General features: G+C 55.3%; 22 protein-coding genes. 12 read left to right on the plus strand and 10 right to left on the minus strand.

The annotated features are described in order from the left end of the window. Window positions 1-77 precede the first annotated feature (77 nt). On the plus strand, window positions 78-890 hold the full coding sequence (locus tag ACQYWX_RS24805; RefSeq protein WP_279505808.1) for a hypothetical protein: 813 nt from the start codon (window positions 78-80) through the stop codon (window positions 888-890). Window positions 891-982: 92 nt separating this feature from the next. Here ACQYWX_RS24805 and ACQYWX_RS24810 read toward each other — a convergent pair whose 3' ends face one another. Further along, window positions 983-1,237 (minus strand): zinc ribbon domain-containing protein, encoded by a 255-nt coding sequence (locus ACQYWX_RS24810; RefSeq protein WP_431686723.1) that lies wholly within the window; start codon window positions 1,235-1,237, stop codon window positions 983-985. Between the two features lie 41 nt (window positions 1,238-1,278). Beyond that, the gene (locus ACQYWX_RS24815; RefSeq protein WP_431686724.1) at window positions 1,279-1,608 is read right to left on the minus strand and encodes a hypothetical protein; all 330 of its coding nucleotides are present in this window, start codon (window positions 1,606-1,608) and stop codon (window positions 1,279-1,281) included. Between the two features lie 282 nt (window positions 1,609-1,890). On the opposite strand from ACQYWX_RS24815, the gene ACQYWX_RS24820 reads away from it, so the two are divergent. Next, complete coding sequence (locus tag ACQYWX_RS24820; RefSeq protein ID WP_431686725.1) at window positions 1,891-2,802, plus strand: substrate-binding periplasmic protein; 912 nt, start codon at window positions 1,891-1,893, stop codon at window positions 2,800-2,802. 3 nt (window positions 2,803-2,805) lie between these two features. On the opposite strand, the gene ACQYWX_RS24825 is transcribed toward ACQYWX_RS24820, so the two are convergent. The 4 genes from ACQYWX_RS24825 to pdhR form a co-directional block, all read right to left on the minus strand. Beyond that, complete coding sequence (locus ACQYWX_RS24825) at window positions 2,806-3,519, minus strand: tetratricopeptide repeat protein (protein WP_216736940.1); 714 nt, start codon at window positions 3,517-3,519, stop codon at window positions 2,806-2,808. A gap of 320 nt (window positions 3,520-3,839) precedes the next feature. After that, a complete protein-coding gene (gene aceF / locus ACQYWX_RS24830; RefSeq protein WP_431686726.1) occupies window positions 3,840-5,474 on the minus strand; it encodes a dihydrolipoyllysine-residue acetyltransferase in 1,635 nt (544 codons plus the stop codon). Window positions 5,475-5,489: 15 nt separating this feature from the next. Next, window positions 5,490-8,144, minus strand: a complete 2,655-nt coding sequence (aceE, locus tag ACQYWX_RS24835) for a pyruvate dehydrogenase (acetyl-transferring), homodimeric type (protein WP_216736938.1) — start codon at window positions 8,142-8,144, stop codon at window positions 5,490-5,492. 152 nt (window positions 8,145-8,296) lie between these two features. Continuing rightward, window positions 8,297-9,064 carry a pyruvate dehydrogenase complex transcriptional repressor PdhR gene (pdhR, locus tag ACQYWX_RS24840; RefSeq protein WP_011395212.1) on the minus strand — a complete coding sequence of 256 codons (768 nt, stop codon included), beginning with the start codon at window positions 9,062-9,064 and terminating at the stop codon, window positions 8,297-8,299. A 580-nt stretch (window positions 9,065-9,644) separates the two neighbouring features. Here pdhR and ACQYWX_RS24845 point away from each other — a divergent pair. Genes ACQYWX_RS24845 through ACQYWX_RS24860 form a run of 4 tightly spaced genes read left to right on the plus strand, consistent with a single transcriptional unit; the run spans window position 9,645 to window position 15,366 of the window. Then, window positions 9,645-10,394: a (Fe-S)-binding protein gene (locus ACQYWX_RS24845; RefSeq protein ID WP_431686727.1), complete on the plus strand. Its 750-nt coding sequence runs from the start codon at window positions 9,645-9,647 to the stop codon at window positions 10,392-10,394. Further along, the gene (locus tag ACQYWX_RS24850) at window positions 10,391-11,860 is read left to right on the plus strand and encodes a LutB/LldF family L-lactate oxidation iron-sulfur protein (protein ID WP_431686728.1); all 1,470 of its coding nucleotides are present in this window, start codon (window positions 10,391-10,393) and stop codon (window positions 11,858-11,860) included. Before ACQYWX_RS24845 ends, ACQYWX_RS24850 begins: the two co-directional genes overlap by 4 nt. Beyond that, the gene (locus ACQYWX_RS24855; RefSeq protein WP_431686729.1) at window positions 11,853-12,533 is read left to right on the plus strand and encodes a LutC/YkgG family protein; all 681 of its coding nucleotides are present in this window, start codon (window positions 11,853-11,855) and stop codon (window positions 12,531-12,533) included. Before ACQYWX_RS24850 ends, ACQYWX_RS24855 begins: the two co-directional genes overlap by 8 nt. Beyond that, window positions 12,526-15,366, plus strand: a complete 2,841-nt coding sequence (locus tag ACQYWX_RS24860) for an FAD-binding and (Fe-S)-binding domain-containing protein (protein WP_431686730.1) — start codon at window positions 12,526-12,528, stop codon at window positions 15,364-15,366. Before ACQYWX_RS24855 ends, ACQYWX_RS24860 begins: the two co-directional genes overlap by 8 nt. Before the next feature lie 2 nt (window positions 15,367-15,368). Here ACQYWX_RS24860 and ACQYWX_RS24865 read toward each other — a convergent pair whose 3' ends face one another. Continuing rightward, on the minus strand, window positions 15,369-15,710 hold the full coding sequence (locus ACQYWX_RS24865) for a PilZ domain-containing protein (protein ID WP_431686731.1): 342 nt from the start codon (window positions 15,708-15,710) through the stop codon (window positions 15,369-15,371). 260 nt (window positions 15,711-15,970) lie between these two features. On the opposite strand from ACQYWX_RS24865, the gene ACQYWX_RS24870 reads away from it, so the two are divergent. Genes ACQYWX_RS24870 through ACQYWX_RS24885 form a run of 4 tightly spaced genes read left to right on the plus strand, consistent with a single transcriptional unit; the run spans window position 15,971 to window position 20,262 of the window. Continuing rightward, window positions 15,971-17,104 (plus strand): efflux RND transporter periplasmic adaptor subunit, encoded by a 1,134-nt coding sequence (locus ACQYWX_RS24870; protein ID WP_431686732.1) that lies wholly within the window; start codon window positions 15,971-15,973, stop codon window positions 17,102-17,104. Next, window positions 17,101-17,847, plus strand: a complete 747-nt coding sequence (locus tag ACQYWX_RS24875; RefSeq protein WP_431686733.1) for an ABC transporter ATP-binding protein — start codon at window positions 17,101-17,103, stop codon at window positions 17,845-17,847. The genes ACQYWX_RS24870 and ACQYWX_RS24875 overlap by 4 nt, the downstream gene beginning before the upstream one ends. A gap of 2 nt (window positions 17,848-17,849) precedes the next feature. Beyond that, window positions 17,850-19,064: an ABC transporter permease gene (locus ACQYWX_RS24880; RefSeq protein WP_431686734.1), complete on the plus strand. Its 1,215-nt coding sequence runs from the start codon at window positions 17,850-17,852 to the stop codon at window positions 19,062-19,064. A gap of 1 nt (window position 19,065) precedes the next feature. Further along, entirely contained in the window at window positions 19,066-20,262 is a 1,197-nt protein-coding gene (locus ACQYWX_RS24885) for an ABC transporter permease (RefSeq protein ID WP_431686735.1), read from the plus strand. A gap of 6 nt (window positions 20,263-20,268) precedes the next feature. On the opposite strand, the gene ACQYWX_RS24890 is transcribed toward ACQYWX_RS24885, so the two are convergent. The 3 genes from ACQYWX_RS24890 to ACQYWX_RS24900 all read right to left on the minus strand — a co-directional run bounded on the left by ACQYWX_RS24890 (window position 20,269) and on the right by ACQYWX_RS24900 (window position 22,475). Continuing rightward, window positions 20,269-21,153, minus strand: coding sequence for a substrate-binding periplasmic protein (locus tag ACQYWX_RS24890; protein WP_431686736.1), 885 nt, complete (start codon window positions 21,151-21,153; stop codon window positions 20,269-20,271). Window positions 21,154-21,233: 80 nt separating this feature from the next. After that, window positions 21,234-21,581 (minus strand): hypothetical protein, encoded by a 348-nt coding sequence (locus ACQYWX_RS24895; RefSeq protein WP_431686737.1) that lies wholly within the window; start codon window positions 21,579-21,581, stop codon window positions 21,234-21,236. A 30-nt stretch (window positions 21,582-21,611) separates the two neighbouring features. After that, complete coding sequence (locus ACQYWX_RS24900) at window positions 21,612-22,475, minus strand: tetratricopeptide repeat protein (protein ID WP_431686738.1); 864 nt, start codon at window positions 22,473-22,475, stop codon at window positions 21,612-21,614. 262 nt (window positions 22,476-22,737) lie between these two features. Between ACQYWX_RS24900 and ACQYWX_RS24905 the strand changes: the two genes are divergently transcribed. After that, the gene (locus ACQYWX_RS24905; RefSeq protein WP_216736925.1) at window positions 22,738-23,208 is read left to right on the plus strand and encodes an aminoacyl-tRNA deacylase; all 471 of its coding nucleotides are present in this window, start codon (window positions 22,738-22,740) and stop codon (window positions 23,206-23,208) included. Window positions 23,209-23,373: 165 nt separating this feature from the next. Continuing rightward, window positions 23,374-25,794 carry an endopeptidase La gene (lon, locus tag ACQYWX_RS24910; RefSeq protein WP_431686739.1) on the plus strand — a complete coding sequence of 807 codons (2,421 nt, stop codon included), beginning with the start codon at window positions 23,374-23,376 and terminating at the stop codon, window positions 25,792-25,794. Window positions 25,795-26,084 lie beyond the last annotated feature (290 nt).

Raw genomic sequence — 26,084 nt, forward strand, 5'->3', positions numbered from 1 at the left:
AGTTCATTGTATGATCTGCGGTCCAACATTTACTGACAAAATAATAACAATTCGGAACAATTCGCAGGATCGCCGCAATGAATACAACCCGTACGCCGCCAACGGCGGTGGACCCTTTTCGGGTCGAAGAAAAGCTGACGCTGTCAGTCGTCATCGATAACCCTGACGCTGATTGGCGTAAAGGACAAGCCGTCATATTTAAACGCGCGCTGGAAGCCAGCGCAGGCTCCGATGTACTGGAAGCGCGCCTGGACACCGGGACGCGCCTGGGACAGATCTGCAATACGCTGATCGCCAAATACCTGCAGGCCGGCGGAAAGGCCCGCGCCAAGATCATCAACCGTCCTGGTTTGTCCTTTCTGCCCGCCAAGAAAGGCCAGTTGAAAACCGCCCTGATAGAGGTGCGCCCGGATGGGCTGGACTGGAGCCTGATCGACCCGATCATCCAGCGTGATAATGAGATCGCCTACAAAATTACAGAGGCGGCTCATTTCAGCAAGCGCCAGCCCAGCATCGCGCTGGCTTTCTATCAGGACGCCATCAACGACATTATTGATCTGCATTTTGAAAACCCGTTGGCGGATCACTGGCGCCGCGTGATTTTCCCGGTCAACGAACTCTCTGCGTTACTGGAAAGCCAAAAGGAATATAAGCGCGCCTATGAGACCATTCGGGCCTATGAAGCGTTTGACGATAAGCTGGGGTTGCCGCCGGAAGAAATGGCGCAATTACAAAAACGCAAACGCCGCCTGAAAAATGAATTACGTCTGAATGATGGAGAACTCAAACAAGGCTCTCCTCTTTACTCCAAACAAATGGAGGAAGTGCGACGCCTGGCGGTGGACAACACCGTGACTAATTTGCATTACTTCTCCAAGAACGAGGGATAGCGCTTTCGCTTCCCTCTACTTTGACTGAGCCGCTCCGCTCACCACATCCTGTTGGCGCTATCGCCGCCCTCTTACTTATCCTGTCTATCCGACTACTTTGACCAACGCTCTAACTTGGGAATCCCGCGCGTAAACAGCCAACCGATGATTCTGGGATACCCCATCTCTTTCATTTTCTCAATGCAGAAGGCCTGCATATCCTGTGCGGAAAAGCTGGGCTGGGTGAAGGCGCCATCGACGAAACAATAGCTACAGTATTTCTCGCTAAGGCCGCCATCGGATTCCGTTCCACCGCCTTTGGGGTCCTGCTTCATCGGCATACCGCAGCTTTGACACTGATTTTTCATAACCTGTTTTCTCCGTGCAACACAATAATCAATGCGCCGGACTATCGAGACATTTCAGACATGATGTGAACTCTGACGTGCTCACGGTCGGCATAGCTGTATCGCAGCACATACTCGCGCCAATAGGTGGGTTCTTCCGATGAAAGCTCAATGAGTTCGCGTTCAGCGTTGTGGATGATATGCAGCCCAATCAAATACTCCGAGACGCGCTTATCCGCTCTCAACGTATCGATAATATAGGCGACCTCAAACTCCATGCCTTCGTAGCGAAGGGTTTCGCCGTAGCGCAAAGACAACTCCATCGCACCCTGCCCCCATGCCCTGTGCGTAGCGAATAAAAGCATGATCATCGCAATGATTAATGGCTTCACGATTTGCGTTCGCACCTTGAACATCGCTCCAGGCCCTGGCGTAGCACAGCCGTATGACCAACCCCCTAAATGCGGCCAGATGGCTCATACACCCTGTTACGTCAGCGAGTGGGCGCCTCTGCGCCATTGTCCGCAGCGACCAATGTGAGAAGTGTAATACGCCAACTAGAATCAGGAAATCACATTGGCGTTGCAGGACGCCTCTAATTAACGACAAAGACCCAGTATTAACTACACTTTTTGTTTAGGTATGACGGTTTCCATTGCGAGGTCTGCGGAGTGATGGCACAGAGGGTTGTATTGTTTGGCGTTCTACTCTGGATGCTGACGCAGAACTGGTCGTCTGCGCAGGAGATTGCTATTTACGCCCGCTCCCATACCCAGTTCGATGAACGCAATGAATACCCGGTCCAACTTCTGGAGCTGGCGCTTCAAACCAGCGGCGCAGACATCAAACTCAAATCCAGCCAGGATATTATTCTGCAGGGCCGCGCCATCAACCTGATCCGCAACAACCAGGGTGTTCACGTTCTCTGGGCTATGACCAGCAAAGAGCGGGAAACTGAACTCTCCCCCATACGCATCCCGATTTATAAAGGCCTGATCGGTTGGCGACTTTGTATTGTTCATCCCAACAATATCAAGAAGTTTTCCCGCATCCGCTCACTAGACGACTTACGCGCAATCACCTTCGTGCAAGGCCATGATTGGCCGGATCTGGACATTTTTCAGCACAACGGTTTGCAGGTCGAGAGCAACGCCAACTATCACTCCATGTTTAAAATGATCGAAATGGAGCGGGTTGACGCCTTCCCCCGAGCGCTGATCGAGATCTGGCCGGAATTGGAAACTTACTCCAGTTTGCGCGCAGAGCCGCACTTATTGATCCGCTATCCTGCGGCTGTGTATTACTTTGTCAGCCGCAGTAATCCCAATCTGTACCGGGCGATCAAAGACGGGCTGGAGAAAATGATGACGAACGGCGAGTTCACCCGCCTGTTCAATGAATTTTATTTGCAGGCGATTGAGCGCGCCCGCTTGCAGGAACGTACGGTCATCGATCTGGAGAATCCATTATTACCTGCCAATACGCCGCTGAATAATCCACGACTGTGGTACGCCGATCCCTTACAGCACAGCAACGCGGACAATGCCGCAAGCGCCAACAAAGCCAGTGCTTACGACGGAAGCTGACCTTTATTGAGCGCCAATTCCTTTGTCTTTACGCCATTCGTTGGCGAGTTTTTCCGCTTTGGAGATTTCTTCCTGTGACATCTTGGAGCCCAGGAAAGAGACGAACTGAATGGCGCGAGGAAACTTCTTCTCAGCGCTCAACATAGCCCAGCGTAGCGCTTCCACCATGTTTTTATCAGTGCCTTCGCCAGTGGCGTAGGAGTACGCCAGATTAAACTGGCCGAATACATTGTTCTGTTCGGCGGAGTTGCGATAAAGCTCAAACGCCTTGCCCAAATCTTTCTCCACACCCTCGCCTTTGGCATAACGCAGCGCGAGATTGTATTGCGCAGTGGCGTTGCCGGCGTCAGCGGCCTTGGAGAACCACTTTACCGCTTCTTTATAGTCCTGGGGCACGCCGCGTCCCTGATTATAGAGCTGCGCCAGATTATTCTGCGCTGAAGGGTGTCCCTGTTCCGCCGCGGCTTTATACCATTCCGCCGCCTTTTCCTGATTCGCTTCCGTGCCGCGACCTTTCTCGTACATCATCGCCAGCAGAAATTGAGCGTCAGGATGTTTTTGATTCGCCAACACCTGCAGGCCATCGAACGCTTTATCCATGTCGTTCTTCTTAATGGCCTCAGCCACTTCCGTCATAGTAACGGCGAACACCGCCTGAGTAGAAAGCAGCACGACAGCGATTGCGGTGGTGATGAGCTTGAAGATTCGTCTGACCATGTCTTGTCCCCGAGAAACGACCTTGTCACCTTCGCCTAGTCGATAGCAATGCAAGGTGACGCAATTTTATACTTCTTGTTCGATAACGCCTAAGGATGCGCCCGCGCTTCTCCGCCTTGAGATCATCGCGCGCAGCCGACGATCAGAAAAAACTAGCAAAGCCGTTTGACCAGAACAAGCGAAATTCCGCGCAGACATTAAAGCTGTGATGGATTGCTCAATGAAGACTAAAGAGAAAAGTCTCGCGCTGGAAAGGCGACGCCAGAACGCAAAAAGGCCGGGTAAACCCGGCCTTTTTCATATTGTTGGCGCTATAAGAACTACAGCAGCAACTTACGGATATCGCCCAGCAATTCGCCCAGCAAAGAGGTGAAACGCGCAGCGTCAGCGCCGTTAATGGCGCGGTGGTCATAGGACAAGCTCAGCGGCAGCATCAAACGGGGCACGAAACCGCCGTTTTCATACACAGGCTTCATCTGCGCTTTGGACACGCCCAGAATCGCCACTTCAGGCGTATTCACGATAGGCGTGAACGCAGTGCCGCCCAAGCTGCCCAGACTGGAGATAGTGAAGCAGCCGCCCTGCATTTCGTTCGGCTTGAGCTTACGATCTTTGGCTTTGGCCGCCATTTCCGCACACTCTTGCGCCAGTTCCCACAGACTCTTCTTGTTGACGTCGCGGATAACCGGCACCACCAGGCCTGCGGGGGTGTCCACCGCCACGCCGATGTTGATGTAATGCTTCTGAATAACTTCTTTCTTATCCATATCCAACGACACGTTGAACTGCGGATAAGTTTCCAGCGCATAGGCGCACGCCTTCAGCAGGAAGGGCAGCGGAGTCAGCTTGACGCCTTTCTTCTCTCCAGCCGTCTTCTGCGCTTTGCGGAAGTCTTCCAAATCGGTGATGTCCGCATCGTCAAATTGCGTGACATGAGGAACCACCAGCCAATTGCGCGCCATATTATCAGCGGTCACCTGATGGATCTTGCTCATCGGCAGACGATCGATCTGTCCGAATTGCGAGAAGTCAGGCAGTTTCACCGTCGGCAAGCCAGCGCCAGAGCTGACTGCGCCGCCGGCGGCGCCAGCCTTGAGCTGCTGCATTCCGTTCTTGACGAAGGTTTGCAGGTCCTGCTTCAGGATACGGCCTTTCGGCCCCGTGCCTTTGACCAAGGCCAAGTCAACGCCGAACTCACGCGCCAACCGGCGCACAGCAGGGCCAGCGTGCACTTTACCGGACGTCGCAGGAGCGGACTCTTGCTGCGCCGGCGCACTAACAGGCGCTGAAGCTGGAGCCGCTTTAGCAGGCTCCGCGGACGCTTTAGACGGCGCGGGGGCTTGCTCAGCAGGAGCCGCCGCAGGTGCGGCGCCCTCTACTTCGATTTCCGCCATGGCGTCGCCTTCGTTGACGGAATCGTTGGCTTTGATCAGCAATTTCTTGATAACGCCAGCGACAGGGGATGGCACTTCCATCGTCGCCTTATCTGATTCCAGCACCAGAATAGGATCGTCAACCTTAACGGTATCGCCTTCTTTTACGGAAATTTCGATAACCGTCACGCCTTCAGCGCCGCCGATATCCGGTACAGGAATCGTCTGTACGCCGCCTGAGGCTGCGGGAGCCGCTGCAGGCGCAGCGGGTTCCGGCTCTTGCGCTGGGGCCGGGGCTGGCTTCTCTTCCTGCGCCGGCGCAGGTTCAGACGCTTCCGCAGCGCCTTCGCCCGCCATCAATAAAATCAGGTCTCCTTCGGATACTTTATCCCCTACCTTGATTTTCAACTCGGCGATTTTACCCGCCTGAGGAGAAGGGATATCCATAGTGGCCTTATCAGACTCCAGAACAATCAGAGAGTCTTCCGCGTTCACCTCATCACCAGGTTTCACGCAGACTTCAATAACCTCAACATCGGACGCTCCGCCGATGTCAGGAACTTTGACTTCGATATTACTCACGTCAGTCTCCTTCTATCAGGCGTAGATTGGGTTCGGTTTGTTAGGATCGATGCCGTACTTGCGGATCGCTTCAGTCACCACTGAACGTTCGATCTTGTCTTCCCGAGCCAGGCAATCCAGCGCTGCGACAGCTACGTAGTAACGGTCGACTTCGAAGTGCTGTCTCAGCTTCTCGCGAGTGTCGCTGCGGCCAAATCCGTCCGTGCCCAGTACGTGAACTGTCTGCTGCGGAATGAACTGACGCACCTGATCAGCGAACAAACGCATGTAATCGGTAGATGCGATCACCGGGCCTTCGCGATCTTTCAGACACTGCTTCACGTAGCTCTCGCGACGTGGCTCTTCCGGATGCAACATGTTCCAGCGACGTACGTGATGGCCTTCGCGAGCCAGCTCGGTGAAGCTGGTGACGGACCAGATATCGCTATCGATGCTGAAGTCGTCTTTCAGCAGTTTCGCCGCTTCGCGCACTTCGTTGAAGATAGCGCCGCAACCCAGCAGCTGAACACGCGCCTTGCCGTCTTTCGCGCCTTCTTCGAACAGGTACATCCCTTTCAGGATGCCTTCTTCGGCGCCTTCTGGCATGGCGGGATGCTCGTAGTTCTCGTTCATCAGCGTCAGGTAGTAGTAGACGTTTTCGTTTTCGCCATACATACGTCGCAGACCGTCGCGAACGATAACCGCAACTTCGTAGCCGTAAGTCGGATCATAGGAAACACAGTTCGGGATGGTCGCCGAAATAATGTGGCTATGGCCATCCTGGTGCTGCAAACCTTCGCCGTTCAGCGTGGTGCGGCCAGCGGTGCCACCCAGCAGGAAGCCGCGCGCGCGCATGTCGCCAGCAGCCCAGGCCAGATCGCCAACGCGCTGGAAGCCGAACATGGAGTAGTAAATGTAGAACGGGATCAACGGGTAATCGTTGGTGCTGTAGGACGTCGCCGCAGCAATCCACGCGGACATGGCGCCCGCCTCGTTAATGCCTTCCTCAAGGATCTGACCTTGCTTGTCTTCCTTGTAGTACATGATCTGGTTACGATCGTTCGGCACATACTTCTGACCTTCGGAAGTATAAATACCCAACTGACGGAACATGCCTTCCATACCGAAGGTACGGGCTTCGTCAGGAACGATCGGAACAACGCGACCACCGATCTGCTTGTCTTTAACCAGTGCGTTAAGTACACGTACGAACGCCATGGTGGAGGAGATTTCGCGACCGTCGCTGCCTTTCAGTACAGCGTCGAATGCATCCAGACCTGGGATCTGCAGCGGCTGACTGTCTTTGCGACGCTTGGGCAGGAAGCCGCCCAGGCTTTCACGCATTTTCTTCATGTACAGCGCTTCAGGAGAATCCGGCGCCGGACGGTAGTAAGGCAGGTTCTCAATCTCATCGTCGGAGATCGGCACGCCGAAACGATCGCGGAATTTCTTGACCGTCTCCATATCCAGCTTCTTCAACTGGTGCGTGGTGTTCTGGGCTTCGCCCTGCTCGCCGAAACCATAACCCTTAACGGTATGCGCCAGAATAACCGTCGGCTGACCTTTGTGATTCACCGCATTATGATAGGCTGCGTACACTTTGTAGGGGTCGTGACCGCCGCGGTTGAGCTTGTAAATGTCCTCGTCGGACATGTTCTCAACCATCTTCTGCAGTTCTGGATACTTACCAAAGAAGTGCTTACGGGTGTAAGCGCCGCCATTGGATTTGAAGTTCTGCATTTCGCCGTCGACCGCTTCGTCCATACGCTTCTGCATAAGGCCGTGGTCGTCTTTTTCGAACAGAGGATCCCACAGGCGTCCCCAAACGACTTTCAATACGTTCCAACCCGCGCCGCGGAAGATACCTTCCAGTTCCTGGATGATCTTGCCGTTGCCGCGCACCGGTCCATCCAGACGCTGCAGGTTACAGTTGATGACGAAGATCAGGTTGTCCAGCTTTTCACGGCCGGCCAAACCGATGGCGCCCAGAGTTTCAGGCTCGTCGCACTCGCCGTCGCCAACGAAACACCACACTTTGCGGCCTTCCATATTGGTCAGCTCACGGCTGTGCAGATATTTCATGACATGCGCCTGGTAGATCGCCTGAAGCGGCCCCAAGCCCATGGATACAGTTGGGAACTGCCAGTAATCAGGCATCAGCCAGGGATGCGGATAAGAGGACAGACCGTTACCGTCAACTTCGCTGCGGTAGTTGTCCATCTGCTCTTCAGAGAAGCGGCCTTCCAGGAAAGAACGCGCGTATACGCCAGGGGAAGTGTGGCCCTGGAAGTAAACCAGATCGCCTTCGCGCTTGTCGTCGCCAGCGTGGAAGAAATAGTTGAAGCCCACATCGTATAGAGTGGCGATGGAGGAGAACGAGGACAAATGTCCGCCCAACTCGCCAGGCTTCTTGTTCGCACGCAACACCATCGCCAGGGCGTTCCAGCGCACCAATGAACGAATGCGGCGCTCCATGAACAGGTCGCCAGGCATACGCGCTTCTTTAGTATGCGGAATAGTGTTGCGATAGGGTGTAGTAATGGAATAAGGCAGTTGCGTCCCGTCGCGCGTCGCCCGCTCCGCCAACCGTGTCAGCAGGTAGGTTGCACGCTCGACGCCTTCAGTATCCAGGACGGATTCCATCGAATCCAACCACTCCTGGGTTTCAATAGGATCGGCATCATCATGCATAGAGGTTACTCCTGTAGAGCTAGATTGATTGTAATTGTGTTACCGGACGCGCCGACGCCTCGTGAGCGCCCACGCACCATAAAAAAATGTTCCGGAGTCCCCATCGACCCACATCAGGATCTTTTAAAAAGTAGTCGCGCGGCAGGATTTTTTTATTCATCCAGATTTTGCAGGCGCCGCAGGGAGCGCATGTTTCTGGAATCGGCCTTGCCTTTTTCCAATACGATTTCTTCCACATATGCGAGATGCTCGTGAGCCGCGGCTCGGGCGGCGTTCGGATCTCTCGCCAGTACGGCTTCTTTCAGGCGAAAGTGTTGCTCTTTTATTTTCAGCCGCATCGCCTCTTCTTCGTAGAGGTAATGTAGGTTGCTAACAATATTCTGTTTCAACAAGGTGAACAATGCGCGCATAGTATGAAGCAGCACGACGTTATGAGCAGCTTCCGCGATGGACAGATGAAACTCCGCATCCGCTTTCGCCTCTAAATCAGATACGCGTTGTTCGTGATAGTTCAGCCAGTCATTGTAGCGTTTTTCAATTATTTTGCGATCCGCCCCCGTGCCGCGAATCGCGGCGTAGTAAGCGGCCACGCCTTCCAGCGCGTGACGGAACTCCAACAGGTCATACTGCGCTTCCGGATGCTGCCCGATCAGGGCGAACAACGGTTCGGTGTAACTGGCGCCCAGTTCCTGGGACACAAAATTGCCCCCGCCCTGACGCCTCACCACCAGCCCTTTGGCCTCCAGTTTCTGGATAGCCTCTCGCACAGAGGGCCTGGATACTTCAAACTGCACCGCCAACGCCCGCTCGGGAGGCAACCGCTGACCTGGTTTCAGGCTGCCTTCCAATATCATTTGCTCCAGGCTATCGACGATCACATCCGACAACTTGGGTTGCTTGAGGGGCTTCATTACAGGCATTAAAATGTCACCGAGACGGTGTTATGGCTCCAGACAGACGCTAAACGTTTCACTTTCCGACACTCCCTACCCCGCAGTCTGTGGAATCAAGTTCCTCGCGGGCGGATGTCAGGACATTTAGCCGCAGGCGCTTGAAAGGCCGAGCATGCGCGCAGCGATGTACGCAAGTAAGCTTAGCACGGGAGGCGTATGCGGCCACTTTCCAATAGCCCCGGCGCCCCGCGCGCCGCCTATAATCCTGGTGTTTCTTTGGAAACTGCGGCGGATTCGCCGCTGACGGTATGACCAACAAACTGGTATGACCAATCCAAACGACGCGCAGGCTAACACAACTGTCCTGCAAACGCATTATTGCTTAGACCAAAGTATTAACACCCTACTAACCAGTACATTTATTAGCCATGCACGAGGTTTATTGCCGCTAATTGACACCAGCGGGAGCACCGCGTTATTTTAGCCCCAACACTTTTGGTAAATTGGTATTACCAATTATTAAAACCACAATCCCTCGCACAAAATCCACGGCAGCCAAGACTGACCGTTAGATTTAGCTCAGGGGAAGACAACACAGAGATCAGACATGCAACGAGCCTATCCGGAAAAGCCCGAGCAGGTGTATTTTTTCGGCACCTGCCTCATTGATCTGTTCTACCCCGAAGCGGGTATGGCGGGCATTCAATTGCTGGAGCGCGAAGGCGTCAAGGTGGTCTATCCGCAACAGCAATCCTGCTGCGGCCAGCCCGCCTATAACTCAGGGTACGACAATGAGGCGCGCAAGGTGGCGGCGGCGCAAATCGCCTGTCTGGGAGAAGAACTGCCAGTTGTAGTCCCTTCTGCTTCTTGCGCGGATATGTTCCGCCATCACTATCCGGACCTGTTCGCCAATACGCCCCTGCATAAACAGGCGCTGGATTTGGCTGCGCGCACCTATGAGCTCACCGAGTTTCTGGTGCATGTCTGTAAAATTCGCCTTGTGGATCATGGACCTGCCGCCACTGTGGCCATCCATAATTCCTGCAGCGCCCAGCGCGGTACGAAGACAGCGCAAGACGCCATCTCCCTGCTGCGCCAGATGAGCAACGTAGCCATCGTACAACAGGAGCGCGCCTCCGAATGTTGCGGATTTGGCGGCACGTTCGCAGTGAAAGCGCCGGACATTTCCAATGCGATGGTGCAGGATAAATGCGACAACCTGCTCGCCACCGGCGCCAATGATCTGGTTTCTGGCGACTGCGGCTGTCTGATGAATATCAGCGGAGCCCTGGAAAAGCGCAAAGATAAGCTCCCGGCGCAACATATCGCTTCCTTTATATGGGAGCGTACACAATGAGCCGTTTCGAGCCCGCCACGGTCAACCTTGAGTTCGACAAACGCGTCAACGACGCCCTGCAGGACCAGGAACTGCGCGCCAACTTCCGCGGCGCCATGGACTTCCTGATGGGCAAACGCGCCGCCATGTTTCCTGACAAAGAGGATCTGGAAGCCCTACGCAGCCAAGGCGAAGCCATCCGCAATCGTTGCCTGAGCCAGCTGCCTGAGCTACTGGAGCAGTTCGAGCAACGCTGTACGGAAAACGGCATACAGGTGCACTGGGCGGAGACTTCACAGGAGGCCAACGCCATCATTTTGGAGATCATGCACAAGCATGACGCCACCCGAATGGTGAAAGGAAAGTCCATGGCGTCGGAGGAGATTGGACTCAATCATTTTCTGGCCGATCATGGCGTCGAGTGCCTGGAAACCGACATGGGCGAATACATTGTCCAACTGGCGGACGAGACGCCCTCGCACATCATCATGCCCGCTATTCACAAGAACAAGCAGCAAATCGCCCGCCTGTTCAATCAGAAGATAGATGGCGTGGAATATAGCGAAGACGTCGACCGCCTGATCGGCATTGGCCGCGACGTATTGAGACAGAAGTTTTTCGAGGCGGAGGTGGGACTTTCCGGCGTGAACTTCGCCGTGGCGGAGACCGGCACGCTCTGTCTGGTGGAAAATGAAGGCAATGGTCGCATGACCACCACTATTCCGCCTGTGCATATCGCGCTCTGCGGCATTGAAAAAGTGGTTGAGTCGCTACGGGATATTCCTCCCTTGCTGCGCCTGCTTACCCGTTCAGCAACCGGACAGGCCATCACTACTTATTTCAATATGATCAGCGGCCCGCGCAAGCCGGATGAAAAAGACGGTCCACAGGAAGTGCATGTTGTACTGCTGGATAACGGACGTTCGCGTATCTATGCGGATAAGCAACTGCAAGAAACTCTGCGCTGCATTCGCTGCGGCGCCTGTATGAATCACTGCCCGGTATACACGCGCATTGGCGGCCACGCATATGGAACCACTTATCCCGGCCCCATTGGCCAGGTGGTGTCGCCGCAGATTTGGGGTCTGCACACGGCAGGCGCCATCACCAAGGCCTGCTCACTCAACGGCGCCTGTGGCGAAGCCTGCCCGGTCAAGATTCCATTGGCGGATCTGATTCGTCGCCTGCGTTATGAGTCCAACAACAACGAGCCAACGCCCGTACCCGCCCCAAGAGGCCAAGGGTCATTACGCAAACGCTCGGAAGCGGTTACCTGGAAGTTATGGGCGCTGTTGTCGCGCAAACCTGGACTGTACAAACTGGCGCTATTGCTCGCTACCCGACTGCGTGCGCTGACGCCAAAACACATCGGTCCCTGGACCCGCTATCGCAGCGCTCCCAAACCCGCCGCGCGCTCGTTACATGAACTGGCGGCGCAGCGCTCTCAATCAAACGCGTCATCACAGGAGCACGCTCGGCATGAGTAGTCGCGAAGCCATCCTCAACCGTTTACGCACTTATCGGCAGCCGAAACCTTCCCAGCCTCCGCAGGAAACGGCTTCTACCGCCGCATCGGCGTCGCTCAGTATGGAGGAGAAAGTGCGCCTGTTTACCGAAAACCTGCATGCGGCGCACGCTGAAATGATCACGGCGACACAAGAGGATTGGATGCAGCGTCTTTTGTCTCTGTGGCGGGAAACAGGCGTCCATAGCGTGATTTACGCTCCGAATACACCCCACGGAGAAAGCCTAAAATCTGCGGCGCATGGATTTCCCGAACTACAGCTACACGATTACGAGAACAGTATCGAGAACTGTAAAGACGCGCTGTTCAATCACATCCAGGGAGGCTTTGGCGCCGCCATAGCGGGAATCGCCGAGACGGGAACCTTGATGGTGAAAACCGGGCCCGATGAACCCCGCGCTCTGTCTTTGGTTCCCCCCACGCACAGCCTGATTATCCATGCCAAAGACTTGTATGCGGACCTGCCCGAAGCGTTTCATCAAACCCAAGTCGAATCCGCTTTGCCGACAAACCTGCTGCTGATCTCCGGTCCTTCCAAAACCGCCGATATTCAGCAGACGCTGGCTTACGGCGCCCATGGTCCCAAACGCCTGATCGTCGTTCTGATAGTTACGGAGGAAAGCGTCCGTGTCTGAGTCTTTCACCCGCTTCTCTCAGGCGGTGCGCCAGTTCATTCCCGCCGCCAGAGTGATTGACGATCCCCTGCGTCGTCTCGCCTATGGAACGGACGCCAGCTTTTATCGGTTGATTCCGCAACTGGTGTTGCGGGTGGAAAACGAAGACGAGGTCATCCGCTTGTTACAACAGGCCGACGCTCACCGCATCGCGCTGACCTTCAGGGCGGCGGGCACCAGCCTGTCCGGTCAGGCGGTGACAGACTCGGTGCTGGTGCAGCTGCAGGGATGGCGAGAGCATCAAATCGAGCAGAATGGAGCCCGTATTCGCCTGCAGCCCGGCGTGATCGGCGCTCACGCCAATCGCTACTTGGCGCCCTTTCAACGCAAAATCGGCCCGGACCCTGCGTCCATCAATGCGGCGAAAATCGGCGGCATCGCAGCGAACAACGCCAGCGGCATGTGCTGCGGAACGCAACAGAACAGCTACCATACTCTGGCGCATATCCGTGCGGTAATGGCGGACGGAACGGTCCTAGATACTGACGACGAGAACTCCCGCAAGGCGTTTGCACAGACACACGCAACACTGTTGCAAGGCATTTCGAGTCTACGTGCGGAGATTCTCGCCAATCCTGAGCTGGCGGCGAAAATTCGACACAAGTATCGCCTGAAAAACACCACCGGCTACGGCATCAATGCGTTTCTGGACTTTACCGACCCAGTGGATATTCTGGCGCACTTGCTAATCGGTTCCGAAGGGACGCTGGGATTCATCTCCTCCATTACTTATAACACCGTGGCGGATCATCCTGACAAAGCCACCGCCCTGGTGTTTTTTCCAGACATCCATGTCGCATGTCAGGCGGTGTCGAAGTTGAAGACATCCCCCGTAGCGGCCGTGGAGCTGATTGATCGACGCGGCCTCACCTCCGTACAAAGCAAGCCCGGCACGCCGGAGTTTGTGAGCGATCTGCCCCCTGGCGCGGCGGCGCTGTTGATTGAAACCCGCGCCGCTGACGCCCTGAAGTTGGACGACCAGATCCAGCAAATACAGCAACTGCTCAATGAGTTTTCATTGCTTAACCAGGTTCCGTTCAGCAAAGACTCCCATCATTGCGCGCAGTTATGGAACCTGCGCAAAGGGTTGTTTCCCGCATTGGGCGCCTCCCGGGACGTTGGCACGACGGTTATCATCGAAGACATTGCCTTCCCGATTGAGCACCTGGCGGAAGGCGTCCTGGAATTGCAGCGCCTGTTCAACGAGTACGATTATCCTGACGCGCTGATTTTTGGCCACGCCCTGGAAGGGAACCTGCACTTTGTGTTTTCCCAGGAGTTTTCCTCCGATCTCGCCATTGAGCGTTATCGCGGACTGATGGACGCCGTGGCGCAATTGGTGGCGGTGCGCTTCGGCGGTTCCCTGAAAGCGGAGCATGGCACAGGCCGTAATATGGCGCCGTTTGTCGAGCTGGAATGGGGTGCGGAAGCTTATGCAGTCATGCGTCGCATCAAAGACCTGTTCGACCCCAAAGGCATTCTGAATCCCGGCGTCATCATCAACGACGACCCGGAGGCGCATTTACGCCACCTCAAGCCGCTCCCCGCAGCGGACCCGCTGGTGGATAAATGTATCGAATGCGGCTTCTGCGAGCCCGCCTGCCCCTCTCGCGAACTAACCCTAACGCCGCGCCAGCGCATCGTCGCCTCCCGGGAAATCGCCCGCCTGCAGGCAAGCGGAGAAGACACCGAACAATTACGGACATTAATGGACGCTTATGACTACGCCGGCGACGACACTTGCGCCGCGTGCGGTCTATGCGCGCTCAGTTGCCCGGTGAGCATTAATACCGGCGACCTCACTCGTCTGCATCGCAAACAGAAAAACGCTGCGCAAGCCGGTAAAGCCCAATGGGCCGCCGAGCACTTTTCCACGCTGACCAAAGCCACACGCTTAGGCCTCGGCGGAGCCGACGCCATGCACCGGGTTTTGGGTCCAGGGGCGATGACCACGCTAAGCCACGCCGCCCGCAAGCTAAGCAAAGAACGGACGCCGCTCTGGCATCCTTATCTTCCCACCGCCGCCCGTTCATGTCGGACAGATGAAAAGACGGCGGACGTGGTGTATTTCAGCAGTTGCGCCTCCCGCACTATGGGGCCCTCCCGGGGCGATTCGGAAACACGCTCTCTCACGGAAGCCTGTTTGCGCTTGTTGGAAAAGGCAGGCTTTCAGGTTCGCTTCCCGTCCAATATCGATCAACTTTGTTGTGGTTTGCCCTTCGCCAGCAAAGGCTTCCCCGACAGCGCGCAGCAAAAGGCCGAAGAGCTGGCGCAAGCGCTGCTGACTTCCAGCGACAACGGACAGCTCCCCGTCTTTTGCGACGCCAGTCCATGCACGCAGAAATTAAAGGAAGCCATTGAACAAACCGAAGCCGGGAGGAAATTGAAGATTTACGACTCCGTCGAGTTTATTCACGACTACATGCTCGATCGCCTGCGTATTCAAAAAGAAGATGCGCCTATCGCCATTCATGTCACCTGCAGCGCACAAAAAATGGGGATTGGCGACAAACTCCTGGCGATCGCCAAACGCTGCTGCCACCAGGTGGTGACGCCGGAACATATCACCTGCTGCGGTTTCGCCGGCGACAAGGGTTTCAGTCACCCAGAATTGAACGCGTCAGCCTTGGCGCCGCTGAAAGCGCAAATACAGGAAAAGGGATGCGGAGAAGGTTTCTCCAATAGCCGTAGCTGCGAAATCGGATTATCGCTGCATTCGGGGGTGCACTATCACAGCATTGTTTATCTGGTGGACAGAGTCAGCGAAAAATTGGCGGGGGCGGCAAGGGTGTAAAGCTACGCATGCCCGTTTGCGTAATCGTTAAGAAAGTGGGCGGTTTCATCGTCGATATCGGTGATCTCCACGCCAACCAGATAGGACGAGGTGCGCACGACGACGTGTCGCACGATAACTGACGCAATGCTTTCCCAACGCTTGGCGTGATGCACGATCTCGACTTTCATGATCAGCGTTGCGCCGACCGGCACCGGAATGGGGAACTCAAACAGATAGCCGTGGGCGGACACGTTATCGATTTTGCCCATGTACATTTTTTTGTCGGGAGTTTTGACTATCGTCCGCCATGACGCGTTCCGCCTGGGACTGCGTCGACCATCATGCTCAGGAGCATCGCTCATCGCATTCTCCGGTTTCGCCAGCTTAGTGGGATATCGCAACACCGGCGCATGAACTCCCTTATCAGGTCTGTCGCTCCAGCCCTCGAGTCGCGCCTTAGCCTTTTCTTATCGAGCCTGCATATACTAAAGATTAGCAGACCCTACGCCAACGCCAATTCAGTGCTAACTTGATTTGTATCGGGTTAGGCGCGCGGGCGATCGGACACAATGTCTTCTACGTCATTGACCGGCGAATCCGCGCCAGCGACACAGGGGGAGTAGTGAAAAAGGCTTTGATAACGCTCATTGCTGCGGCGTTAATACTCGGGCTGGGCTATTGGAAATGGCGTCCGCAACCATTGCCGGTGTCCCTGCACACGCTCAGCAAAGGCTCAGTGGAAAGCACCGTCGCCAACACCCGCGCCGGCGCCGTGCGCGCCTGCCAGCGCTCCAAGCTCTCCATGCCGACTGGCGGCGCGGTATCCGCCCTCCACGTGAAGGCGGGAGACAGAGTCGAATCCGGACAACTGCTTTTGGAGCTTTGGAACAAGGATCTGCGCGCGCTCTATGATCAGGCCCGCGCCGGATTATCCATCGTCGAGCGGAAAAAGGCGGAAGTCTGTTTCGGCGCTGAGCGGGATCAAAGAGAATTGCGACGCCAACAGACCCTGGCCAGCAAAAAATTATCCTCTGAAGATACTCTGGACGCCGCTCGCACCCAGGCGGGAATGTCCGCCCTCGCCTGCAAGGCCGCCGCGGCGCAGATTGAAGAAAGTCAGGCTGTCGTAGCGCTGCAGGCCGCCCAATTGGAACGCAGTACGCTGCGGGCGCCGTTCAGCGGCGTCATTGCGGAAATCAATGGCGAGATCGGCGAATACGTAACGCCATCCCCACCCGGCGTCCCCACTCCTCCCGCTGTTGACCTGATAGACGACAGCTGCCTGTACGTGCGCGCTCCCATAGATGAAGTCGACACGGCGCGCATCAAGGTCGGCATGCCTGCGCGTGTGACCCTAGACGCCTTTCGCGGACGTGCGTTACAGGCGGTGGTGACGCGGGTAGCGCCCTATGTGCAGGAATACGAAAAGCAGGCCCGCACCGTGGATGTGGAAGTGGAAATCAGTGAATTTCCCAAGGACATGAATTTACTGGTGGGATACAGCGCGGACATTGAGGTCATTATCGATAGCCGGGAAAACGTATTGCGCCTCCCCACCGAGATGATTCTGGAAGGAGACGCTGTGCTGAAATTCGATCCGAACGACCACAGCCTGCATAAAGCCTCCTTCCAGGGCGGCATCGGCAACTGGGTGTACACAGAGGTTGTAAGCGGCCTGAACGAAGGCGATCGCGTCCTCTCCGCACTCGATCAGGAAGGGGCGGAAGATGGCGTGCAGGTGCGCCCGCAACCATGAGCGTCGCGAATCTTTCGTCAACGCCTCCATCACAGTCAAAGTCGGCGGAGCCGGTCGTCGCCTTGCATGAGATCAATCGGCATTTCCAACTTGGCGAACAGACCGTCAAGGCTCTGGATGCCGTCAGCCTGGAACTGCTGGCCGGCGACTATGTCTCCGTCATGGGACCTTCTGGTTCCGGTAAGTCGACCTTGCTGAATATTCTCGGATTACTGGATCGACCAGACGCCGGCGCCTATCTGTTGAACGGAGAGCCCACCCAGAATCTCAGCGAGGAAAAGCGGGCGCGTTTGCGTCAGCAGAATATCGGATTCGTATTTCAGTCCTACCATCTTATCCCCCGCATGAGCGCACGGGAGAATATTGAGTTGCCGCTGATTCTCGCCGGTGCGGCGCCGAAAGAACGCGCACGCATGGTGTCCGAGATGCTCGAACGACTGGGCCTGACCGCCCGCGCCAGTCACCTACCCAATCAGCTGTCCGGCGGGCAACGACAACGGGTCGCCATCGGCAGGGCCATCATCATGAAGCCCAAACTGCTCCTCGCGGATGAACCAACAGGAAACCTGGACACCCAGTCCGGCGCTGACGTCGTCACTTTACTGGAAGAGTTGAACACTCAGGGCATTACCCTGGTGGTGGTCACTCACGATGTCGAGCTGGGCAAACGCGCCAGACGCCAACTGCGAATGGTGGATGGCCGCATTCAGAGCGACCTGCGCCAAAGCGATGTGAGCGACTAGCCATGCGCGCCATGGACTTAGCCCGCTTCAACTTCCAGGTCATGGTCGGGCATCGCTTTCGCACGATCATGTTAATGATCGCGCTCATTATTGGCGTGGCGGCGGTCAACCTGCTGACCGGACTCGGAGAAGGCGCGCGCCTGTTTGTCTTGGGCGAGTTCAGCTTTCTCGGCAAAAACACGCTAATCATCATGCCTGGCAAAAAAGAGACCACTGGCGGCATGCCTCCGATAACCGGGGAAGCCCCACGGGATCTAACTTTGGAGGACATGCGGGCGCTAACGCGCCTTTCAGCAATCAACCGCACAGCGCCGCTTATCGCCGGTATGGCGGAGCTGTCATATCAAAGCCGACTGCGGGAAAGCTTTGTGGTGGGAACCACCCATGACTTCTTTGCAATCCGCAAGCTGAGCCTGCTGCAAGGGCGGCCATTGCCGCCGGGAGATCCAACATTCGCCGACGCGGTCTGCGTGCTGGGGCAAACACTTAAACGCGAGCTATTTGGCCCTGAGCCCGCCCTGGGTCAATGGGTGCGCGCCGGCGATCGTCGCTTTCGGGTGATCGGCATACTGGAAGGCAAAGGCGTAGCCATGGGCCTGAACTTTGATGAAGCGATGCTGATCCCCGTCGCCAGCGCCCAGATGCTATTCAACCAGGAAGGGTTGTTTCGAGTGTTTGCGGAAGTCCGCTCAGAGCGGGAACTGACGCCCACTCGCAACGCCATTCTCAGCATCATCAAGGAAAGACACGACGGCGAGGAAGACATCACCCTGATCACGCAAGACGCGTTACTCTCTTCCTTCGATGAGATTCTACGCACACTGACGCTGGCGGTAGGCGGCATAGCCGGAATCAGTCTGGCCGTGGCGGGAGTGTTGATTATGAACGTCATGCTGATCAGCGTCAGTCAACGCACGGCGGAAATAGGACTCCTTAAAGCGCTGGGCGCCAGCGCCGCGACTGTCCGCCGTCTATTTCTGAGCGAGGCGCTATTGCTGGCGATAATCGGCAGCCTGATCGGGCTTTTGATAAGCGAGTCCTTATTGGCGGCGGGCCGCCTGCTCTACAACCAGATTCCACTGGGCTCGCCAATGTGGGTGAAGATTGCGGCGGTGGGCGTTGCGATTGTCACCGCGCTTCTATTCGCCTATCTGCCCGCCCGCAAGGCCGCCGCCCTGGCGCCCGTCGAAGCGCTGACGCACAAGCAAGGCCCCTGACATGAAAGCGCCGGATTTACTGAAAATAGTGACCCGCACCATCAGCTTTGGCCGCACCCGCGCGGTGCTCACGTCACTCGGCATCACCATCGGCATCGCCGCAGTCGCCCTACTCACTTCTATCGGAGAAGGCGTGCGCAGCTATGTGATGGACGAATTTTCGCAGTTTGGCGCGCGCATCATCGCAATTAACCCGGGTAAAAATGTAACCGGCGGCATGGGAGGCATTCTCAGCACCGTACGCCCCCTCTCATTACAAGACGCGGAAGCCCTGCGCCAGGCCCCTTATGTGGAATATGTGGTGCCGGTTGTGCAAGGGGCCGGAGCCATAGAATACAAACAGCGCACCCGTAATGTGGATATCTTCGGCGTCAGTGCGGACATGCCCGCGGCCTGGCGTTTCGCCGTGGCGCAGGGTCGTTTTTTGCCCCGTAACAACGATGCGCGCTCCAGCCCTTATGCGGTCATCGGCCACAAGGTTAAACAAGAGTTGTTTCAAGGCGAGAGCCCATTGGGTCAGCTTATCCGCATCGGCGGCATGCGTTTTCGCGTGATTGGGGTGATTGAGCCCAAGGGAGATATGCTGGGGTTCGATCTTGACGACACCGCCTATATCCCCGCCGATCTGGCGCTGGACCTCTTCAACCGCGAAGGCTTGATGGAGGTTGACGTTATTTTTTCCCCCGCCACAGATTCCACTTACATGTCCGCCCTGATTAAAAAGATGCTGATTCAACGCCATGGCCGCGAGGACTTTACGCTGATCACACAGGACCAAATGCTCACCAGCCTGAACAGCATATTATCTGTGCTGACGCTTGCCGTTGGTTTGCTAGGCTCTATTTCTCTGCTGGTCGGCGGCGTCGGCATTCTCACCACCATGACCACCAGCGTGAGGGAGCGCACCAGTGAAATCGGTTTGCTGCGGGCGCTGGGCGCCACCCGCGCGCAAGTGCTCAGTCTGTTCCTGGCGGAGGCTGTGACGCTTTCGACAATAGGCGGAGTATGCGGGCTGCTGCTTATGGGCGTCGTAACGGCACTGGCCTTTCTGTTCGCCCCGGAGTTTCCTATCCGCCCCCATGTGCCGTTTCTATTGATTGCGCTATTACTGTCTTCGCTGATTGGGCTCATCGCAGGCGTCGTTCCGGCGCTACAGGCTTCGCGCTTGAATCCTATTGATGCGCTCAGAACAGAATAAACGCGACTATATCTGCGACATCAAATTCAATGGGTCGTACCAGAGTTCTTTGCGCCGTACTGGCGTCTCCTTCGGTAAAAGCGGGTTTTTGATAACGAAAGCGCGGCGCTCGGACAAGCGCGCTTTATTGATGGAATCGCCATGATGCTTGAGAAAAATCTGATCAAACGTCTTATCGGCGATCATGATATTCAGCCCCCGCTCAATACGCTCAGCCAGTTTGGCGTTCTGCTTGGAAACAAAGAAATAGTATGGCCAGGGATAATAGATCAGCGTGTGCTGCTCAATCTGAATTTGAGACAGATAATCCCGCCGTGCCTGATACTCGGCGAAAATCTCGTTCACGCCTCGGGGAAAATGATCAAACCGACGTTGCGCCAGCATCTTGAACAAACCTTCATAACTACTGGCCGTCACCACCTGAAAACCGTTCTTCTCGTAAACCTGGATATCTCCCCACCCCAGGCCCTGTCCAATGCTTAGCAAGCGCAGATCGGACAGATTTTCGAGGGCGTCGAATTTAGCCTGAGTTTCCTCCGTGATCAGGCTAATGCGATAACCCAGCAGCCCTTTACGCAAGGGAATTCGGATGGGCCGCATCAAACGCTCCTTCTCCTCCGAGGTGGAACTCCAGGCCACATTGAGAACGGATGACCCTCTGTCCAATTCCGCAAGGTAGCGTGCTTCGCTCATCGCCAGAGGCGTCTCCTCGAGCAGATAAGGTCCGTACTGCTCCACGGTTTTATCCAGGGAGACTTTCAACATCTCCACCAGATCGATAAACCGGGTGTCCTGCAGGGATTCAGAAGCAGGAAAAGTGACTTTCAACGGCCCGGCGGCCCAGGCGATCTGACAGGCGAAAAAGGCGATTCCAACAATGATAAACTTCATAACGGAGCCCCATCATGAAATGCAGATGGCGTTTATCCTTAAGCTTAGCAAAGCCCGGCGAGCAGTCACGCTCTCCAGGCTCAGCCCCCTTTCTTACGCAGCTTTTTCTTAGGCGAGAAGCCGGCGGGCTTAGAGCCAAGCCACTGCGCAAACTCTTGCACTTCTGGCAGCGCCCGCAGGCTTTCAAGACTGTTGTAATGGGCCGCCAGCTCAGATTCAGACTTCAATTCATGTATGAAGCTGTGGCAAGGGCGACAAACCCAGACAATGGCCTTGTTGAGATAATCCCGATCATACTGACGGCGAATATTTTTCTTGCCGTGCAGCGTCTTGGGGATCAAATGATGGCGAGTCAGAGATGACACTTCGCGACGGCACAACTGGCAGCCGTCAATGTCACGGGGATAATTCCGTTCTGAATCCAACATTTTCGAATCTGTTCTCAGCGTCGTACAACCTCAGTGAAGTAATGCGTACAGCTTGCGACGGTATGTCCGCACCAAAGGATGCGCGGCGCCTAACATGTCGAATAGCTCTATCAGGGTTTTCCTGGCGGCGTCATCGCCGTAACTCCGATCCGTCTGCATCAGGTTCAACAGAGCCTCTACCGCGTCCTCAAACTTATTATTCATGATGGCGTGCAAAGCGAGTTGAAAGCGCGCTTCGGCGTCGGCCTCATTCGCCTGCAAACGTTGCTGGATATCCGCCAGCGGTGCGATCGCGCCAGCCTTTTCCACAAAACGTATGCGCGCCAGCAACTGTTTGACGTCAGGACGCCCCTGGATATCCGCCGGCAAACTGGACAGAATCGCAGATGCTTCGTCCTTCTCTCCCAATGCAACTTTCACTGCGGCGATATCCACCAGAACTTCCATGTTGTTGGGGTCCGCCTGATTCGCCTGAGTCAGCATCGCCAGGGCCTGCTCGGCCTGGCCTTGTTCAACCAGCGCACGGGCTTGCTCACGCAACTCTGCGCCCGGGGTTTGAATGTAGCGGCCCAATAGTTCGCGTACTTTGGATTCCGGCTGCGCTCCGCTGAACTCCCCCGCCAACTTGCCTTGATGGACCAGCTTAACCGTAGGCAGACTGCGCACGCCCAGATGAGACGCCAGTTCCTGCTGCTGATCCGCATTCACCTTGGCCAGAATAAAAGCGCCCTGATACTCCGTCGCCAGCTTTTCCAAAATCGGCATCAGTTGCTTACAAGGGGCGCACCAGTCCGCCCAGAAATCCACCAATACGGGAACCTGCATGGATTTTTCCAGAACTTCCGTCTGAAAGTTTTCTAGGGTCGCTTCGATGATATAGGGAGATTCGGCCATGTCAGATATGACTCCGGTTTATAAAAAAGCCAGGCGCGACGAAGGACTTCGTGCGCCTGAATTGTCGGGAAGAAACAATGCTAAACAATGTGTGGGCGAACTGGTGTAAAAACAAGGCGTCATGGTCCCGCCACCTCTGACAGACTATAATTTAACCAGAATCGTCAGATGTACAGCAGGGCGACACCGGAATCCGACGGTCAAACCGCCATATGTGCAACATAGCCGCCACCAGCGGCTGTCATGCTGAGGAGGATACAATATGTCTATTTCCAATACGCTCCAACGATTTCTGACCAGTCATAACGTGAATTATGAGGTCATTACCCATCCGTACAGTGAAACATCCATGGCCAGTGCGCAAACGGCGCATGTTCCCGTGGAAAGAATGGTGAAAGCAGTCGTGCTCAAGGATGAGAAAGGCTATGTCATCGCCGCCATTCCATCCACCAATCATCTCAATCTGCGTGAAATCAATCAGGCGATGAAACGTCAATTAGATCTGGCCAGTGAGGAAGAGTTATGTGAGCTGTTCGGTGATTGTTCCGCCGGCGCCATCCCTGCTGTCGGAGAGGCGTTCGGCATGCCGACTATCTGGGATGAGCAACTGGCTTATGAACCGGATTTCTATCTGGAAGGCGGCGATCATCAGGAGCTGGTGCATATCTCTCACTATGATTTCATGGAGATGATGAAGAGCTGTCCCCACGGCACATTCAGCGCGCATAACTAACGCCGCCAGAGCGCCCGTTCTATGGGCGCTCCGCTAATTTTTCCAGCCAGCATTACAACTTACTCACCTATTTTATTGGCGCGCCTCACTTTAACTCGCGTTATTCCTCCCCCATCTATTTCGCCATGAGCAAATGGTTATTCATTACTGACAAGATCACCGCACATGACAGAAAGTAATTTTGACTCCGATACAAAGCATTCCGAATACATAGGCAAGGACGAAGCCGAGGAAAGCCGCCCTGGCGGCGCGCTGGTGCTTCCCGGCCAGGTAATGCCCAAGCGCATTTATTTGCTTCCCATCAGCAACCGGCCTTACTTCCCTGCACAAGTTCAACCACTGGTCATTAACGCCAACCTATGGGAAGAAACCCTGAAACGCGTTGGCAAGACCGAGCACCAGATTCTGGGACTGACTTACGTAGAGAAAATTCCCTCCCCGGATGAGCCGCCGGATACCAATGACTTCGCCCATATCGGCTGTGTGGTGAAAGCGCATAATGTCGTTAACGAACGCGGCAAACTGCAGTTTATCGCCCAAGGTTTACAACGCTTCCGCATTACGCAATGGCTGCGTCGTACGCCGCCCTATCTGGTTGAAGTCGAATACCCTGAGCCGGCGAAAGAGTCGGAGAAGGAACTCAAGGCTTATGCAATCGCCCTGATTAACACCATTAAGGAGTTGCTACCGCTTAACCCGCTTTACAGCGAAGAGTTGAAACAGTATTTGAGCCGCTTCAGTCCTGACGAGCCCTCAGCATTAACCGACTTCGCCGCCGCCATCACCACAGCGGAAGGTCCAGCGCTGCAGGAGATACTCGATACCGTGCCGCTGCTCAGGCGGATGGAAAAAGTATTGATTCTGCTGAAGCAGGAACTGGAAGTCGCCAAGCTGCAAACCCAGATCAGCGCCGAGGTGAACCAGAAGATCAACGAGCGTCAGCGTGAATTCTTTTTACGCGAGCAACTTAAGGTTATCCAGAAGGAGCTTGGGCTCGCTAAAGACGATCGAACGGCGGACGTAGAGGAATTCCAGCAGCGTATGAGTGAACGTCATCCCCCAGACGACGTACGCAAACGCTTTGACGAAGAAATCAAAAAGCTGTCCATGCTGGAGACCGGTTCGCCAGAGTATGGCGTCACCCGCAACTACCTTGATTGGCTCACTCAGGTTCCCTGGGGTGTCCATACTGAGGACAAACTCGATATCGCCCGCGCCCGGGAGATTCTCGACAAAGAGCATGATGGGCTGGATGACGTTAAAGACAGAATTATCGAATTTCTGGCGGAAGGCTCATTTAAAGGAGAAGTATCCGGCTCGATTCTATTGCTGATCGGACCACCCGGCGTTGGTAAAACCTCTATCGGAAAATCCGTTGCAGCGGCGCTGGGCAGAAAGTTCTACCGTTTCAGTCTGGGCGGCATGCGCGATGAAGCGGAAATCAAAGGCCACCGACGTACTTACATTGGCGCAATGCCGGGCAAAATGGTGCAGGCGCTGAAAGACGTCGGCTCCGCCAACCCTGTCATCATGCTCGACGAAATCGACAAAATTGGCGCATCTTACCAAGGCGATCCAGCCAGCGCATTGCTGGAAACGCTGGACCCGGAACAGAACAACGAGTTCCTGGATCACTACCTGGATGTCAGATTGGACCTGTCGAAAGTGCTGTTCGTTTGCACCGCCAACCAGTTAGATACTATTCCGGGCCCGCTGTTGGATCGAATGGATGTATTGCGTCTGTCCGGTTACATCACGGAAGAAAAAATAGCCATCGCCAAAAACCATCTTTGGCCGAAGCTTCTGAAACGCATGAAGCTGAAAAAGAAACAGGTATCCATCACTGACGCAGCGCTGCGCCAACTGATCGACGGCTACGCCAGAGAAGCCGGCGTGCGCAATCTGGAAAAAAGACTGCATCGTCTGATTCGCAAATCCATCGTCCGCTTGATGGAGAAACCAGAAGAACCGATAAGGATAGGCGTTAACAACCTCGTCGACTTTCTTGGCCAACCGCTATTCCGCAAAGAGAAAAATCTGCGCGGCGTTGGCGTGGTCACCGGACTCGCCTGGACCGCTATGGGCGGAGCCACGCTTCCGGTTGAAGCCCAATTAATTCATTCCAGTAACCGGGGCTTTAAATTGACCGGCAAGCTTGGCGATGTCATGCGCGAGTCTGCGGAAATCGCTTACAGCTATGTCTCCGCTCACCTGAAAGAATTCAAAGGCGATCCCGAATTCTTTGAGCGCGCCTTCGTCCACCTTCACGTGCCGGAAGGCGCCACGCCAAAAGACGGCCCCAGCGCGGGCGTTACGATGGCGACCGCGTTACTGTCCCTGGCCCGCAATCAAATACCCAAAAGCAATGTTGCGATGACGGGAGAGTTAACCCTGACCGGCCAGGTATTTCCGGTAGGAGGCATTCGCGAAAAAGTGATTGCGGCGAAACGCAGCGGCGTGAATGAAATCATTCTGCCCGAGGCCAATCGACGTGATTATGATGAACTGCCGGAACACATCCGCTCTGGTTTGACGATGCATTTCGCCAGCACATTCCAGGACGTTTACAAAGTCATGTTTGGATAGCGGTCATCTCACTTCATCATCCTGGATATGGATGCTAAATAATGCGCTGGAGCGCATCTTTTTCCTAGGCCGCATACCGTATCGGAAATCACGTATTATGCGGCTTTGTGGTGGAGTTTTATACTGACCTTTACCAGTTGTGATGATGTTTTGTCCTGTCTTTCTAGTATAGAAAAGCGTTTGAGGTGCTCTCCAAGCACCTTTTTTTTTGCCTTAAATTTTTGCCTCCGAAAAAACTGCGCGAAATCCTTATATCCAAGACAAATGCGCATCTTTTCACCGCGACGCTT

The organism is Hahella sp. NBU794 (genome assembly GCF_050749805.1).
Lineage (GTDB): Bacteria > Pseudomonadota > Gammaproteobacteria > Pseudomonadales > Oleiphilaceae > Hahella.

Coding starts and splice junctions, on each gene's coding strand:
- ACQYWX_RS24855 (WP_431686729.1), top strand. CDS start 11,853: ATGAGTAGTCGCGAAGCCATCCTCAACCGTTTACGCACTTATCGGCAG.
- ACQYWX_RS24885 (WP_431686735.1), top strand. CDS start 19,066: ATGAAAGCGCCGGATTTACTGAAAATAGTGACCCGCACCATCAGCTTT.
- aceE (WP_216736938.1), bottom strand. CDS start 8,144: ATGCATGATGATGCCGATCCTATTGAAACCCAGGAGTGGTTGGATTCG.
- ACQYWX_RS24825 (WP_216736940.1), bottom strand. CDS start 3,519: ATGGTCAGACGAATCTTCAAGCTCATCACCACCGCAATCGCTGTCGTG.
- lon (WP_431686739.1), top strand. CDS start 23,374: ATGACAGAAAGTAATTTTGACTCCGATACAAAGCATTCCGAATACATA.
- ACQYWX_RS24850 (WP_431686728.1), top strand. CDS start 10,391: ATGAGCCGTTTCGAGCCCGCCACGGTCAACCTTGAGTTCGACAAACGC.
- ACQYWX_RS24895 (WP_431686737.1), bottom strand. CDS start 21,581: ATGTTGGATTCAGAACGGAATTATCCCCGTGACATTGACGGCTGCCAG.
- ACQYWX_RS24875 (WP_431686733.1), top strand. CDS start 17,101: ATGAGCGTCGCGAATCTTTCGTCAACGCCTCCATCACAGTCAAAGTCG.
- ACQYWX_RS24900 (WP_431686738.1), bottom strand. CDS start 22,475: ATGGCCGAATCTCCCTATATCATCGAAGCGACCCTAGAAAACTTTCAG.
- pdhR (WP_011395212.1), bottom strand. CDS start 9,064: ATGCCTGTAATGAAGCCCCTCAAGCAACCCAAGTTGTCGGATGTGATC.
- ACQYWX_RS24805 (WP_279505808.1), top strand. CDS start 78: ATGAATACAACCCGTACGCCGCCAACGGCGGTGGACCCTTTTCGGGTC.
- ACQYWX_RS24905 (WP_216736925.1), top strand. CDS start 22,738: ATGTCTATTTCCAATACGCTCCAACGATTTCTGACCAGTCATAACGTG.
- ACQYWX_RS24865 (WP_431686731.1), bottom strand. CDS start 15,710: ATGAGCGATGCTCCTGAGCATGATGGTCGACGCAGTCCCAGGCGGAAC.
- ACQYWX_RS24820 (WP_431686725.1), top strand. CDS start 1,891: ATGGCACAGAGGGTTGTATTGTTTGGCGTTCTACTCTGGATGCTGACG.
- ACQYWX_RS24845 (WP_431686727.1), top strand. CDS start 9,645: ATGCAACGAGCCTATCCGGAAAAGCCCGAGCAGGTGTATTTTTTCGGC.
- ACQYWX_RS24890 (WP_431686736.1), bottom strand. CDS start 21,153: ATGAAGTTTATCATTGTTGGAATCGCCTTTTTCGCCTGTCAGATCGCC.
- ACQYWX_RS24880 (WP_431686734.1), top strand. CDS start 17,850: ATGCGCGCCATGGACTTAGCCCGCTTCAACTTCCAGGTCATGGTCGGG.
- ACQYWX_RS24810 (WP_431686723.1), bottom strand. CDS start 1,237: ATGAAAAATCAGTGTCAAAGCTGCGGTATGCCGATGAAGCAGGACCCC.